This is a genomic window from Parasphingorhabdus sp. (assembly GCF_039982415.1).
Classification (GTDB): Bacteria; Pseudomonadota; Alphaproteobacteria; order Sphingomonadales; family Sphingomonadaceae; genus Parasphingorhabdus.
In genome coordinates this window covers 281,236-296,198 of sequence record NZ_JBDWYL010000011.1, presented here as the reverse complement: position 1 = coordinate 296,198, position 14,963 = coordinate 281,236, and the positions used below count along the sequence as shown (strand labels likewise).

The following is a 14,963-nucleotide window of genomic DNA, read 5'->3' as shown; positions in this document are numbered from 1 at the left end:
GACTACGTGGCCGGAATGATCCTTTTGGAAGTTAAGCGCTTTTGCGCCGGTCATCGGAAAGGCTTTCCCGCTCTGCTGGACGACTGTCAGAGGGGGTGAGCGCTTCCAGATTGCTGGTTGTTTTGTCTTCCGAGCGCAAATCGGTGCAGCCATCGAGATGAGCCGCTTTACCGTATAGATAGCCTTGTACTTGATCGCATCCTTCCAAGCGCAATTGGTCCACCTGGCTTTGCCGTTCGACGCCTTCGGCGGTTGTCTGCATCCCCAGATTTTTGGCTAAATTAATAACTGATCGAATTATGACTCGGCAATCCTCATGCGTATCAATGGCTTCCACAAAACAGCGATCAATTTTGATTTTGTCGAAAGGAAAGCTGCGCAGATAGTTGAGCGAACTATAGCCGGTCCCAAAATCATCAAGCGCGATCCGCACACCCAAATCGCGCAGTTGATGCAATAGCCGGATATTATCTTCGCTATCCTGCATCAATACGCTCTCGGTAATTTCCAGTTCCAGTCGATGAGGCTGCAGGCCAGTGCGGGCCAGTGCGTTGACGATGGTGGAAAGCAAATTGGGCGCGCGCATTTGCGATGGCGACAGATTGACCGCAACGTTCAATCCTTCACCCCAGGCCGCGGCATCTTCAATCGCTTTGCGGATCACCCATTCTCCCAATTGGACGATCAGTCCAGTCTCCTCGGCAATCCCGATAAATTCATCCGGCATGACGATCCCGCGTTGCGGATGTTCCCAGCGGATCAACGCTTCAAAACCGGTTTTCTGGAGCGTCTTGATATCGACCAACGGTTGATAGTGGAGGCGCATTTCCTGTTGCCCAATGGATTGCCGTAAATCATTTTCCATGGCGCGGCGATTTTCGGCGGCAATATCCATGCCCTGCTCGAAAAATGTCAGCCGGTTTCGGCCGGTTTTTTTCGATGCATAAAGCGCAAGGTCGGCATATTTCAATAGCTTGTCAGGATGTTCAATCTCGGCGTTCCAATGCGCGATGCCGATACTCACACCGGTGCTGATATCATGGCCATCGATGACAAAGGGCATGCCCAATTTCTTGATGATTGTTTGCGCGATTTCTTCAGCTTTTTTGGCCTGGTTACCGGTTAAAAGCAGCGCAAATTCATCGCCGCCCATACGTGCGAGCAAATCCCCGCTATGTGACAAATGATCCAATCTCCTGGCGATCGCTTGCAGCAATTTATCGCCAATAGGATGGCCTAAAGTGTCATTAATTCCTTTAAAGTGATCAAGGTCGAAAAAGGCCAAGGCAATATAGTCTTTGTCTTGGGCATTTCGGATTGTTCTATCCAAAGTATCGTTGAACAGCCGGCGATTGGGCAAATCGGTCAATCCATCGAAATGCGCCATATAATTGACTTTTTCTTCAGCCGATTTTTGCGCTGTAATATCGGCAATGACGCCTCGCATTGCGACCTTGCTGCTGCGCTGAGATGGGCCCGTAGCGCGAGCGCTGATCGTCCACCAATGTTTTTCATCACCTACTTTTATGGCAATGGGCACGTCTCTAAACGCGATTGATTTGGCGATTTTTCGTTTCAGGTGATTGCGGTCTTTGGGATCGGCAAAAAGCGCCGTAAGTTTGCTGCCTTCCAATAATTTCTTAGGTCGATCCGCGGCTTCAGCAAAGCGGTCGCAAACATCGATAAGCAATCCATCTTGGTCCATTGAAAAAAGCCAATTTGCCGATTGTTCTTCAAAATCGTTGAGCAGTAATTTTACGGTTTCGGCGGACCGGTTGCTTTCCTGGCGGGTCAGCAGTTGATTGACGAAACCGTTGAAAATGTCGACGCCATTTTTGTTCAAAACTGCTGCGAACATGGATAAAAGAACAAGCGTGCCATAGCTTTCAAATCCGCCCCGAGCGATGAGGCCAACCGCTAGACACATGAAGATGATGAAGGTCCAAGCGCGCGACGCTTCAGAAAGATGACGATAGGTCAGGGTGCCGGCACTAATTTGTCCGGCTCCGATGACGGCAAGCAGTCCAAATTGTGTCCCTTGTGCAACGGTCAACAAACAGGCGATGCCGACTCCCCAAATATGGGCATAGACAGCCGCATTTACCGTGAGGCGCCTTTTTAAACGCAAGGCTTTACCGCGGGATATGGCCGCTCTTTGGGTTTGCTTGCCCAGTTGCAGCCGATAAATGGATGCGCCCAATAAGAACGACGCCCAACCTCCGAGCGCCCAGAAGTTCAGCTGTTGGGAGAATAATATCGATACCACAATGGCGGCCACAGCATTGGACAATACAGCCGTCAGTGTAGATTTTCCGTGTTGCGCAAGCTGTTCTCTAGTGACCAGATCCAGATCAGGCTGTTCGAGGTCGCGCAAGCTGTCTTTTTGTTGGAGAAGATTCCACATTTCGACGACCTAGCCAAGATAGGTTTATCAATCGTTATTTTTCATGCCGTTACGGGATTGATATTGGTAAATATTTTGGCGTTTACCAGCTTATACAAGTGACGCGGTTTTGGTTGGAATTTCTGGAGAGATATCCCGCAATAGCCATTGTCAGTCGCGAGATATTCACTTACATGGATGTTAATGACTGATACGCCTGAAACCTTGCCACTTGGCGATTCTGCTCCGATCTGGAAATCGCGCTATAATCATCCGACAGATTGGGACCAATTTTTCCCTCCGCTGTCGATGCCAGGAATGTTTTTTGCTTCTGCTGGGCGCAGAGGCGAAGAAAATTTGCTGGATTTTATGGGCCGCAAATATAGCTATGCAGACGTTGCAGCCGGCGTGGTTCGGGTGGCCAAAGGGTTGCAAGAGCTTGGCATTAAAAAAGGCGATCGGGTGGGGCTGTTTTTGCCCAATGTTCCGCATTATGTGACGGCCTATTATGGCGCAATGGCAATTGGGGCCACTGTCGTCAATTTTTCGCCGCTTTATACAATTGATGAACTGAACCATCAGGTTGAAGATAGCGGGACCAAGATCCTCTTCACACTCTCCGCCAGCGCTGTCTTTCCAACCGCATATGAAGTGCTCAAGCAATCCAGTCTGGAACGTTTGGTCGTGGGCAGTGTGGCGGGCGCACTACCGGGCGCAAAAGCGCTTTTTTATCGCTTGTTCCGCCGCAAAGAAAATTCGCCGCAGCCCAAAGATGATCGCATCACGCCTTTTGCGGATTTAACCGATAATGATGGCAAATATCTCGCGCCCAATATCCATCCCGAAAAAGATATTGCTTTGCTGCAATATACGGGCGGCACGACAGGAACGCCCAAGGGGGCAATGCTTAGTCATCAAAATCTGACCGCGAATGCCCGGCAAATTAATGGTATCGATCCGTTTGTCGAAGAAGAAGATCGCTTGATGGGCGTGCTGCCATTTTTCCATGTCTTCGCCAATAGCGCCGTGCTTAATCGAACCGTTCAGCGCGGCGGGAAAATAGTGATGTTGCCGCGTTTCGACGCCAAACAGACGTTGAAAGCCATTACCCGCAACCAGATCACTGCCATGCCTGGCGTGCCGACCATGTATCAGGCCTTGCTGGATCATCCGGATATCGACAAAACCAATTTTTCATCTCTCAAGGTTTGTGTTTCTGGTGGTGCCCCTTTGCCTGCAGAATTAAAGAAAAAATTCGAAGCAAAGACGGGCGCCAAATTGGTCGAGGGCTATGGGCTCACGGAAAGTTCCGGCGTAGTCAGTGCCAATCCTTATTCCGGTCTCAACAAAACCGGCACCATTGGACAACCGGTCGCCGGGACATTGGTCAAATTGGTGGACAAAGAAGATCCCAACAAACACGTGCCCGATGGCGAACCGGGAGAGCTGATATTTTCAGGCCCGCAAGTCATGCAAGGCTATTGGAATCGTCCCGATGCGGATGACGATGTTTTTGTCGATGGGTTTTTGCGAACCGGAGATGTCGCGGTCATTGATGAAGACGGTTACATAAAAATTGTCGACCGATTGAAAGACATGATTGCAGTCGGCGGGTTTAAAGTATTCCCCAGCCAAGTGGAAGAAATACTCTACAAACATGATGCAGTAAAAGAAGCGTTGGTTATCGGCATCCCGGACGACTATCGCGGAGAAACGCCAAAAGCCTTTGTTGCTTTGGAAGAGGGCATGACTGTTGAAGGGGAGAGCTTGAAAGACTGGCTCAACCCGCAATTGGGTAAACATGAACGTGTAACCGCGGTCGTCATCCGAGACAGCTTGCCTAAAACGATGATCGGCAAGCTTGATCGCAAAGCACTCCGTCTTGAGGAACTGCTGTAAAAGGCGCTTTTTGCATTTAATTCGGGTTGGTTTCGGGCGAAAGGCCTGAGCCTCGGATTTGCGTCTCTGCCCTTTATCCCAGCCGGTTGATGACAGAAATGAATTTTGGTTTTAGCATGGGGCATGGCTGAACCCACTTTGCACATATATGGAACGATCATGTCGACCTATAGTCGGATCGTGCAGACGGTTGCAGAAGAGGCCAGTATCACGTGGACAATCACAGCCACGCCCGCCGGTAGTGCGGAAAATAAACGCCGCCATCCCTTTCAAAAAGTCCCGACAGTAGAAATAGATGGGCTCAGTTTATTTGAAAGTGTTGCGATTTGCCAATATATCGACAACGCCCATAATGGAGGTCACTTGCAACCTCGCGACTTTGCGGCACGTGCGGAAATGGATCGTTGGATTTCAATTGCCAATGGGTATCTCTTTCCCGTGGCGGAACATGGATTGTTAATGCCGCGATTGGCGCACCGATTTTTGAAAACGCCGTTGCGATCGGATATTATCGAAGCTGCGTTGCCGCAAATTGCAGAACATCTTGGGATCGTTTGCGAGCGCGTTGAAGAAGCACCTTATTTTGCGGGTACAGATTTTTCGCTTGCCGATATTTTCATCTATTGCATTTTACGGCCGGTTCAAATGACAGCTGAAGGGGATAATTTGATCAGTCAACTTTTGCCGCTTCGGCACTGGCTGAACAAAATCGGGCAGCGGCCAACTTTGGTAGCAACGCGATGGGAATCCGAGAAAACTCAGTCAATTGCAATTGGTACTCAACGGTAAGGAAAAGGGATGCTGCCGGCGTTATTAATTATCGATGACTTTCTATCCGACCCCGATGTTGCGCGCAAAGCAGCCATGGCGCTGGATTATGACCCAACCCGCAAAGAAGGCAATTATCCCGGTCATATTTCGACACAGTCGCTGGTGATTAAAGGGTTACAAAAACGCGTCTCTGACATAATCAATGTGCCGGTAGAACCGGCCAAAGGAACGAGCCATGGCCATTGTCGGATCACGGTTAAAGGCGACAAAGGGCGCAGCGGAGTCCATATTGATCCAGCTTTTTATTCCGGCATTTTATATCTATCTCTCCCCGAACATAGTGCCGGTGGTACGGAATTTTTCCGGCACAAACGCACCGGGTTGGACCGTGTTCCGACAGATTCTTTAGGCATTGTCAATGCCGGCTATGCTGACATAAATGCGTTAATTGCTGACATTGTGAATCGCGATACGCGCAACCCATCCAAGTGGCGGCGAGAGATGGTGGTGCCGATGCGCTACAATCGCTTGATCCTTTTTAGCCCCTGGCTGTTCCATAATAGCGGGCCCGCTTTTGGGACCAATATAGAAAATGGGAGATTGGTCCAATTGATGTTCTTTGCCAAAACCTAATCATCGACTAAAAGGGCGTCATATTAAGGAGATATCGCAATGAATCCGCTGTACACAAAATCCCTGTCTCTGGCTTTATTGGCTGCATCGCCAATCATGCTGTCTGCCTGCGCGCAAAAAAGCAATGCGCAAGAAGCGGATCGTTTTGCCAAGGTTGAGATCAAGACGCAAAAATTGACGGACAATATCGCCGTTCTGTTTGGTGCTGGCGGAAATATTGGCGTTTCCTATGGGCCGGATGGCACTGTCTTGATTGATGATCAATTTGCTCCATTGACCAAAAAAATAGAAGCTGCGGTTGCGGCGCTCGAGGCTGACCCGGTTAAATATCTCATCAATACCCATTGGCATGGCGATCATAGCGGTGGGAACGAGAATTTTGGCAAAGCCGGTGCGTTGATCATGGCCCATGATCATGTCCGCCAAAGAATGGCGGGGGAGCAAACCGATGGTCGCGGCAATGACCCGGCTTCACCAAAAGCAGCCTTACCGGTGGTTACCTACGAAGATGGGCTCAAATTGCATCTCAATGGGGATGAAGTTCATGTTAAACATATGAAGAATGCCCATACGGATGGGGACAGTATTGTCTTTTGGAAAAATGCCAATGTTATCCATATGGGCGATCTCTATTTTAACAAAGTGACCTTGCCCTTCATTGATTTGAACAGCGGGGGCAATGCGCGGGGCGTATTGGCTGCTGCGGAGCAAGCCTTGGCACTGGCCAATGACGATACCCAGATTATCCCCGGCCATGGGCCCATGGCGACGACAGCCGATCTCAAAGACTATCGGGATATGTTAAAAAGCGTCATCGGGTCAGTTGAAGCTGCGCGGAGCGAAGGCAAAACACTCGAGCAAATTCAAGCCATGAAACCAGCAGCGAAATGGGACACGAATAAAGATGCCTTCATCAAAGGCGATGCCTTTGTCAAAGCGGTCTATATGAGCCTCGAAAAACCAGCGCATTAAAGATTATCAACCGCGCCATATTTTGGCGTTGCTTATTCTGATCAAACGGTAGCGCGGTTAATTTCTTTGCGTAACGAAATGATAAGCGGCCCTATTTTGGTGAGCCGCTTTTCTTCCTCGTCAATAATGGCGCGGAAGAGGGTCTTTTTAAATTCCAGCTTTTTGTGGGCATCTGGCTGTTTGTTCACCGGTAAGGTGGATAACAAAATATCGGTCATCCGTTCCGCACCATGAAGGCGGCCCCAGAGATAGTCATTCTCCCTGTAACTTCTGCTAAAAAACGCCCCGAAGTTATTGAATTCTATACCTTTTAATGTAGCTGCAACTCCGCCTTGGCGAATCGACTTGGCGTCTTCTGGTGAAATTCGGTCTACTTTGATCGGATCAAATTCATCCAGCCCTTCGCCTTGTAAAAGCGGCAAAGTGGCGATGTCATAAAATGGAAAACCGAGAAACGCCAAGAGCATCGATCGGCGTTCCGTCTTGGGCAGACCGGCCATGGCTTCGGCCAATTGGGCATCAACGAGCGCATCTGCCGACGCTAGGTCTCGAGCTTTGGCAAGACTTTCTAAAATGGTCGATGGATGGTTTTCGGCTTGTTCTGCCAAAGCCACAAATTCATCGCCGAGATATTCGATTGTTTCGCGCTCAATATAAAGGGCAAGGCAATCATAAATCACATCATGCATTTGTTCGATAATGGCATAATCATCCGGATGCGCGCTATCGAGATCTTCAGCCAGACGCCGCGCCAGAAAGCGCAAGCGCCGGATGCGATAGCCCAGATCATGTTCACTGAAGAAATTTGCCGCCAATTTAGAAGGACCTGCGCCGCCCTTTTTACCAATATTGTCCAGTCCAATTTGACGCAATTCAGCCCATAATAGCTCTCGCATCTGCTGATGATTGTGCACATTGCTATCCGCTTTAGCCCGCCGGACGGTATGGGCAATATCTTCCAGTACCGTAGCCAATTTCAGATGGCCATAAGCGCTGTAGGAAAAGCCGGCCAATTTGCTTGCCTTGTCCCGTGATTTGCGTCGCCAGGCAGCCAGTCGCGCTGGTGTGGGTTTGTCGAGAAACAAAGTTCTGCCGAATAGCGATTCGACATTTTGTTCCACTTCTCCTCGCAAATTGTCCGTGATCTGACGCATTTGAATGATGCGGTTGGATCGTCCGGAAATATTGTCCAGATTGTCCCGAATGGGTTGCTCTCTGGGAATATTCGAAATGGCTCCGAAAATTGTTGAGAAAAAGCCAGGCAGACTTTCATCCTCCGCTTCTTGAGCCGCTTGCAGCCGTTGCAGCGCGCGATCGCTTTTGGCGACATCGAGATCCGGACGGGGGTCAATATAGACAAATCTGCGATCGACTTCGCGTTTTGCTGGGCGGTTTTTAAGCGCCTCAATCGCTTGTGCAAAAGGGGCGTTCGCAAGCACCGAGCCGTCAATCAATACCGTATCATCGGCGGTACCCGCGCGGCTTTGATTGGGGAGGATACGTTTCAGGAAATTTGCCCGATTAGGCCATTCTCTACCGCGGTTGGATAGGACATTGTCTAGCTCCGACACCGTGAATGGCGGGAAGGCGCCTGGAAAACTGGCGGTTGCTCGCCCCGCAAAAACCAGTTCCGCCGGATCAGCAATATCGGCACCGCTTTTCCCCCGCGTCGAGAAACTAATCGTAATGCGATGCTCCATTTCCAGTGCTTCTGGCGGGCTGTGTAATTGTAATTTCTCAGGATGACCAACGAAATCGGTCACGGTTACGAACAAATCCAACGGTTGACCGGGAGGAAGCAATTTGGGGCCACGATCGGTTTTTTTCATCGTTGCCAGCGCATCCAATATCAACCCGGAAAATACTTTTCCGCCAAATGGTGGTGCAAACCAGCGCGCGCGGACAAACCGCGATAGCTTCATTTTAACCTCTTCTCGCGCCTCTTTGGATACTGTTTGTTCGACAGCTCCGCCTTTGCGACCAAGGGCCATCCAGGCAATGGGTTCTGCCCAAAATTTGGAAAAACGGGACAACGGACGAGCATCGGGATCAAGCAATCGATCCACATCTGCTGTTTCCAGCCACAATTCAGTCAACGGTTCGAGTGACTCCCCAGATATTATGGCTTGTGAGAGAAAAATTCCATTTATGCCGCCAGCGCTGGCACCAGCTATGATGTCGGGCAACACTCTAAGCTTGACCCCGGTTTCTTTTTCCACCCAGTCCAATATGTCATAATAGGTTCCGCGGCTACAATCGGCTGTTTTCTGGCCATCGTGAAAATCGCGGCTCGCTTTGGCCAACTTCCAAATTTCTTTGGTGATACCGTGCATATAAATGGCGAGACTGACGCCACCATAGCAAATAAGAGCGAGTCTGAGTTCCTTCTGGCGCATCGATCCAAGAGTGGCAGGATGTGAAGAATCGCGCAAGCAGGAAAGCAGTTGAAAAAGCCATCAAAAACTATAATGTTCTTTTTTTGTTCCAGAAGAAGAGTGTAATGGCGAAGCCCAAGAAAAAATATGTCTGCCAAAATTGCGGTGCCATATCCCATCGATGGGAAGGCCAATGCGCCGAGTGCGGGGAATGGAATACGCTTGTTGAAGAAGCTGGCGACACTGTTTTCGCAGCTAAACATAATCTGCAAACCGGTGGACGAGAAGTTCGGTTTGTTGGATTGGACACTGAAATCCAGCTTCCGGACCGCAAAAAAACGGGCATTGAAGAATTTGACCGTGCGGTTGGTGGCGGATTGGTAGCCGGTTCGGCAACCCTGATGGGTGGCGATCCGGGGATTGGTAAATCGACCTTGTTGTTGCAAGTATCGGCCAAGCTTGCTGATGCGGGATGTTCTGTCGCCTATATTTCTGGAGAAGAGGCTGCTGATCAAGTGCGATTACGCGCGCGCCGTCTGGGATTGGGCAAGGCGTCTGTGCAATTGGCATCGGCCACATCCGTTCGCGATATTTTGACAACATTGGGCAAAAACCCGCCGGATTTTGCGGTTATCGATTCCATCCAAACCATGCACAGCGATTTGATCGAAGGCGCGCCTGGAACGGTCAGCCAAGTGCGGGCATCGGCCCAGGAAATTATCAAATTTGCAAAACAGCACGGCACAATGGTCATGCTCGTCGGGCATGTCACCAAAGATGGGAATATCGCAGGACCTCGGGTGCTGGAACATATGGTTGATACCGTAATGAGTTTTGAAGGCGAGCGGAGTCACCAATATCGGATTTTGCGATCGATTAAGAACCGCTTTGGCGGAACGGATGAAATCGGCGTGTTCGCGATGGAAGAAATGGGGCTCAGCGAAGTGCAAAACCCATCGGCTCTTTTTTTGACGGACCGACATGAAGAAGTGACCGGGGCGACAGTGTTTCCAGCTTTGGAAGGGACGCGTCCGGTGCTGGTTGAAATTCAGGCGCTCACCGTTCGGCTAGCGAGCGGAGCCACCCCGCGTCGTTCGGTTGTCGGATGGGATAGTTCGCGACTGGCCATGATTTTGGCAGTGCTTGAAGCGCGTTGCGGCCTGAGTTTTTCTGGCGCTGAAGTCTATCTGAATATAGCGGGTGGATATCGATTGACCGATCCAGCAGCTGATCTGGCCGTTGCGGCTGCCCTTATTTCAGCGCATGCGGAAAAACCCATGCCCAGTGACGCAGTGATATTTGGTGAAATTTCTCTTTCGGGAGAAATTAGACCAGTCTCAAACACAGCGCTCCGGCTCAAGGAAGCTTCGAAATTGGGCTTTGGCAAAGCCTTGGTTCCTGCTTCCAAAGGCAAGACAACAGATGGTGTTAATGTTGTGAACTTTGGAAAGCTAGCCAATCTCGTTGACCATATGCTTAGCCGCGATTAGCTAGTCTTTATGACTGGTTTAGATATTTTCGTTTTGCTGCTCATGGGCGGCGGCGCCATTTTTGGTTTTTTGCGTGGTTTTGTTCAAGAAGCCCTTTCTCTTATTGCTTGGCTTTTGGTTATATTTGCCGTGCGTTTCCTGCACGCGCCGGTAACCGATTTTCTCATCGCACCGATCGGAAATGACGGCGGTGCCGCAATATTATCCTTTGGAAGCATTATCATCGTAACTTATGCTCTTGGGCGCTGGATCGCAAAATCTATTGGCCGCAAATCTCGCAAATCTTTGCTTGGCCCGATTGACCGGGTGCTCGGCTTCGGTTTTGGTATGATCAAAGGGTTAATTGGCGCCACTTTGGCCTATCTTCTGGTCGTACTTGTTTATGACAGCATATATAGCGCAACTGAACCGCGGCCCGATTGGATCGCGGACTCGCGCACCTATCCTTTGCTCAACGCCAGTGGAGATGCACTGGTAAAATTTGTAGAAGAACGGCGCCAATTGGCCGAGGCCCCAGAATGAGTGCGACGCTTTATACCCGGGATATTTTGCGTCTAGCGGTTTCCATACCCCATCAAGGCAGATTGCAATCACCGCATGGTACGGCCGAGATCCGCTCACGAACCTGTGGCAGTGTCGTTTCTGCAGATGTTCATCTTTCGAAGGATCAACTGATTTCGGACATTGGAATAGAAGTGAATGCTTGCGCGTTGGGCCAAGCATCCGCTGCCATTTTGACCGCTGAAGCAATGGGAAAAAACTATTCCAAAATTCAGGCCGCTCGCGATCATCTCGCTCGGTTTTTTGCGGGATCAGAGACTATGCCAGGGTTTTGGGAAAATATGAATCATTTATCGTCAGCGAAAGAACATGCCGGTCGCCACGCTGCTATCTTATTGCCTTATGATGCCCTTTTGAAGGCATTGGAAATAGCCATGCAAAAACAAGAGGTTGCTTGAATATGGAAGGCACTGAAACGCACATGAGTGATCTGCTTTTGGGTGGATTCACGATGTTGGGCGCCGCTCTTATCTTGGTGCTCTTGTTCCGTAAATTCGGTATTGGCGCAGTCCTTGGATATTTAATTGCAGGCATATTAATTGGTCCGCAGGGCTTCGGTCTGATTAGGGAAGGGGAGACAATTCTCGAATTTTCCGAAATCGGGATAATCTTACTCTTGTTTCTCGTTGGACTTGAACTCGCGCCAGCGCGTTTGATGCGATTGCGCAAAGCAATATTCGGACTCGGATTGGGTCAAGTTGCTGTTTGCGGCGTTGCGCTTTTCTTGCTGATCATGGCCACCACAAATTTCACCTTTGGCGCTGCCATTGCGCTGGGTTTGCCATTGGCTCTGTCGTCCACTGCGCAGGTTCTGCCGATGTTGCAGTCTTCTGGACGGTTGAATACGCCGGCGGGCGAAAAAGCTTTTTCAATCCTGCTGTTTCAAGATCTGTCGCTTATCCCACTTTTGACCATTGTCGCTGTATTGTCGCGAGCGCCTGCGGAGCCCGGGGCATTATCGGGCTGGATGACAGCTATTTTGGGTGTCGCCGCTATTGGTGGCCTCATTCTCGCTGGACGCTATATTCTGCAACCGGCGCTTGAACTGATCGGGAAAATTGCGGAACGCGAATTGTTCATTGTCGCCGGGTTGGTAGCCGTTTTCGGTAGCGCTGCTTTGATGGAAGTTATCGGGCTGTCGCCTGCTCTGGGTGCTTTCATTGCGGGCGTGATGCTTGCAAACTCGCCTTATCGTCACGAACTGGAGGCGGATATTGATCCGTTTCGATCGCTTCTTTTGGGCCTGTTCTTCCTCGCCGTCGGGATGATGTTGGATATCAATGTTATTGCGGAAAATACGGCATTTGTATTTGGAGCAGCTATCGCCCTGGTGATCACCAAGACATTGATTATTTTTGGTTTAGGCAAATTGTTCGGAATGCCGACATTGCCGGCTTTGGGCATGGGAATGCTGTTGAGCCAGGGTGGTGAATTTGGCTTTGTATTATTCGCTGAAGCAGAAAAAGCGCTGTTGATCCAGCCCGAGGCCAGTAGCCTTTTCGGCGCCGTGATCACGGTTTCCATGGCGATGACGCCGCTTCTGATGTTGGTTGTGGAAAGGTTTAATGTGGCGCGGACAGAAGGCGATATTGATCTCGATGATCCGTCTTTGGCAGGCAAGGCATCGGTGCTCGTGGTCGGTCATGGCCGTTTTGGTCAAACTGTTGCGCAAATGCTGAGCGGCGCAAATATCCCGGTGACAATTATCGATATCAAGCCCCAACAAATCGGCGTTAGCCAAAAATTTGGTCGCAAGGTCTTTTATGGTGACGGGATGCGAGTTGACCTTTTGCGCGGTGCGGGAGCAGAAGATTGTGCGGCGATTGTATTTTGTATGGACGGAACCAAGCTAACCGCAGAATCCTTGGAGGTCATTTCAACATCTTTCCCGGATGCCAAGCTGTTTGTGCGCGCTTATGATCGGGTTCATTTGTTGGAAGTGAAAAAGGCCGGTCTTTCTGGTGTTAAGCGAGAGGTTTTTGAATCCGCGATCCATTTGGCGCGTCAAACCATGGCCGCAATTGATATTGATGAAACGATGATCGAAGAAGTGGACCGCGAATTTCGCCAGCTGGATTGTGATCGTCTCGAAGCACAACGCGCCTCTGGAGACATGCTTGCCGGGAAACATCTTGGTTTCGGAATGAGCGGCGCAAATAAAGGAGACTAAAATGCCGCTTCAGGCGGCGATATCTAGGAAGGCTGCGATATCGTTTAAATCGACATCTGGTGCGAGAAAAGTCTGTCCAATTCCGTTGGCAAGCAAAAAGGGCAAATTGCCACCGGTCATTTTCTTGTCATGCAGCATATGTTGAATCAATGTTTCGCCCGACGCCTTTACACCGGCACTTTCCAGACCATGGGGCAAATTCACGCTGTCTAAATGCGCGGTCACACGCTGAGCTTCTGCATCAGTGCAATGGCCCCGCCGGACGGAATAATGATAAGCCAGTGCCATGCCCGCAGCGACGGCTTCACCGTGTACCAACGCGCTTGAATATCCGGTTTCCGCTTCCAGTGCATGGCCGAAAGTATGTCCCAGGTTCAACAAGGCCCGGCGTCCACTCAACTCTTTTTCATCTTCGGCAACGATAGAGGCTTTTGTTTGCACGCTCTGCGTGATGGCGTAGGATAGCGCGTCGGGATCGCGTCGCAACAAATTGGCGCCATGTTGCTCGCACCATTCAAAAAATAAAGGGTTGTTGATCAATCCATATTTCACGACTTCAGCATAGCCCGCGCGCAATTCCCGATCTGGTAGACTGTTTAGGACGAGAGGATCGATCAGCACATATTTTGGTTGATTGAAACGGCCAATCAAGTTTTTTCCAGCGCGGCTATTAATCGCCGTTTTGCCGCCGACACTGCTATCGACTTGTGCCAAAAGGCTCGTTGGAATCTGGATGAACTGGCAACCGCGTTTCAAGATAGAAGCAGCGAATCCAGTGAGATCGCCAATGACACCGCCGCCAAGCGCAATCAATATATCGGAGCGCTCTGCGCCTTGGTCCAAAAGCCAATCGGTCAGTTGTTCGAGACCGGCCCAGCTTTTGCTTCGCTCACCGGCGGCCACGATATGGCTGCTAATAGCCAAGCCCGATTTTTTCAATTTGGCCGTGATCGGGAGCAACCATCTATCGGCGACATTCTTATCGGTTATGATAAAGACCCGCTTGTTGCTGACAAAAGGCATAATATGTGTGGCCACATGTTCCAGCGCGCCGGCTTCTACCAAAATATCATAGCCATTGCCGGCAAGGTCGACCGAAATTTTACTCATTTTTTAGGGCCTTAATAATGTTGTCGACCGTCAGATCATGGGGTGCATCATTGCCGGTAACGTGCAAATGGGCCGTTGCATAGATCGGATTTCTCTTGCGAGCTAAGTCGCGCAATATGGTTTCAGGATCGCCATTTCTCAGCAAAGGTCTAGTGTCCCGCCGGGCGACCCGCTTAACCAATATATCAATATCAGCATCCAACCAGATCGCAGTAGATTTTGATAAAATAAGCGCGCGGGTTTCTGAATTCATAAAGGCGCCGCCACCGGTGGCGATGACATTATGGCCATCTTCCATCAAGCGCGCGATAACGCGCCTTTCTCCATCGCGGAAATAATCTTCTCCGAAACGATCAAATATTTCGGAAATTTTCAGATCCGCGGCTTTCTCGATCTCTTCATCCGCATCGACAAAGGGCATATCCAGTTTTTTTGCGAGTCTTCGACCAACTGTAGTCTTACCAACACCCATTAGACCGATTAAAACCAATGGTTTCTCGATCAATAAGCCACACTTCTCACCGGATTCTTCGGTGGATCGGTCAAAAGAGTCTTTCATGTTTTTGTCCATTGAGGCAAAGGCTATACATAGGATGGTA

Annotated in this window: 12 protein-coding genes; 8 read left to right on the top strand and 4 right to left on the bottom strand. The window is 50.0% G+C overall.

Annotated elements, in window-relative coordinates; genetic code table 11:
- Positions 1 to 31: 31 nt before the first annotated feature.
- Positions 32 to 2,404, bottom strand: a complete 2,373-nt coding sequence (locus tag ABJU74_RS15600; protein WP_348385243.1) for an EAL domain-containing protein — start codon at positions 2,402 to 2,404, stop codon at positions 32 to 34.
- A gap of 183 nt (positions 2,405 to 2,587) precedes the next feature.
- Here ABJU74_RS15600 and ABJU74_RS15595 point away from each other — a divergent pair, with 183 nt between their 5' ends.
- The 4 genes from ABJU74_RS15595 (at position 2,588) to ABJU74_RS15580 (ending at position 6,658) form a co-directional block, all read left to right on the top strand.
- A complete protein-coding gene (locus tag ABJU74_RS15595) occupies positions 2,588 to 4,282 on the top strand; it encodes a long-chain fatty acid--CoA ligase (protein WP_348385244.1) in 1,695 nt (564 codons plus the stop codon).
- A gap of 123 nt (positions 4,283 to 4,405) precedes the next feature.
- Positions 4,406 to 5,071 carry a glutathione S-transferase family protein gene (locus ABJU74_RS15590; protein WP_348385245.1) on the top strand — a complete coding sequence of 222 codons (666 nt, stop codon included), beginning with the start codon at positions 4,406 to 4,408 and terminating at the stop codon, positions 5,069 to 5,071.
- Positions 5,072 to 5,080: 9 nt separating this feature from the next.
- Complete coding sequence (locus ABJU74_RS15585) at positions 5,081 to 5,686, top strand: DUF6445 family protein (RefSeq protein WP_348385246.1); 606 nt, start codon at positions 5,081 to 5,083, stop codon at positions 5,684 to 5,686.
- Between the two features lie 39 nt (positions 5,687 to 5,725).
- Positions 5,726 to 6,658, top strand: a complete 933-nt coding sequence (locus ABJU74_RS15580; RefSeq protein WP_348385247.1) for an MBL fold metallo-hydrolase — start codon at positions 5,726 to 5,728, stop codon at positions 6,656 to 6,658.
- Between the two features lie 41 nt (positions 6,659 to 6,699).
- Here ABJU74_RS15580 and ABJU74_RS15575 read toward each other — a convergent pair whose 3' ends face one another.
- Entirely contained in the window at positions 6,700 to 9,054 is a 2,355-nt protein-coding gene (locus ABJU74_RS15575; protein WP_348385248.1) for a patatin-like protein, read from the bottom strand.
- Between the two features lie 104 nt (positions 9,055 to 9,158).
- Here ABJU74_RS15575 and radA point away from each other — a divergent pair, with 104 nt between their 5' ends.
- The 4 genes from radA to ABJU74_RS15555 are packed head-to-tail and all read left to right on the top strand — an operon-like array spanning position 9,159 to position 13,254.
- Complete coding sequence (gene radA / locus ABJU74_RS15570) at positions 9,159 to 10,523, top strand: DNA repair protein RadA (protein WP_348385249.1); 1,365 nt, start codon at positions 9,159 to 9,161, stop codon at positions 10,521 to 10,523.
- Positions 10,524 to 10,532: 9 nt separating this feature from the next.
- A complete protein-coding gene (locus ABJU74_RS15565) occupies positions 10,533 to 11,045 on the top strand; it encodes a CvpA family protein (RefSeq protein ID WP_348385250.1) in 513 nt (170 codons plus the stop codon).
- Complete coding sequence (locus ABJU74_RS15560) at positions 11,042 to 11,482, top strand: iron-sulfur cluster assembly scaffold protein (protein ID WP_348385251.1); 441 nt, start codon at positions 11,042 to 11,044, stop codon at positions 11,480 to 11,482. The genes ABJU74_RS15565 and ABJU74_RS15560 overlap by 4 nt, the downstream gene beginning before the upstream one ends.
- 23 nt (positions 11,483 to 11,505) lie before the next feature.
- On the top strand, positions 11,506 to 13,254 hold the full coding sequence (locus tag ABJU74_RS15555) for a monovalent cation:proton antiporter-2 (CPA2) family protein (RefSeq protein ID WP_348385252.1): 1,749 nt from the start codon (positions 11,506 to 11,508) through the stop codon (positions 13,252 to 13,254).
- Between the two features lie 9 nt (positions 13,255 to 13,263).
- Here the strand turns inward: ABJU74_RS15555 and aroB are convergent, their stop codons facing one another.
- Complete coding sequence (gene aroB / locus ABJU74_RS15550; protein WP_348385253.1) at positions 13,264 to 14,364, bottom strand: 3-dehydroquinate synthase; 1,101 nt, start codon at positions 14,362 to 14,364, stop codon at positions 13,264 to 13,266.
- Complete coding sequence (locus tag ABJU74_RS15545) at positions 14,357 to 14,923, bottom strand: shikimate kinase (protein ID WP_348385254.1); 567 nt, start codon at positions 14,921 to 14,923, stop codon at positions 14,357 to 14,359. The genes aroB and ABJU74_RS15545 overlap by 8 nt, the downstream gene beginning before the upstream one ends.
- Between the last annotated feature and the right edge of the window lie 40 nt (positions 14,924 to 14,963).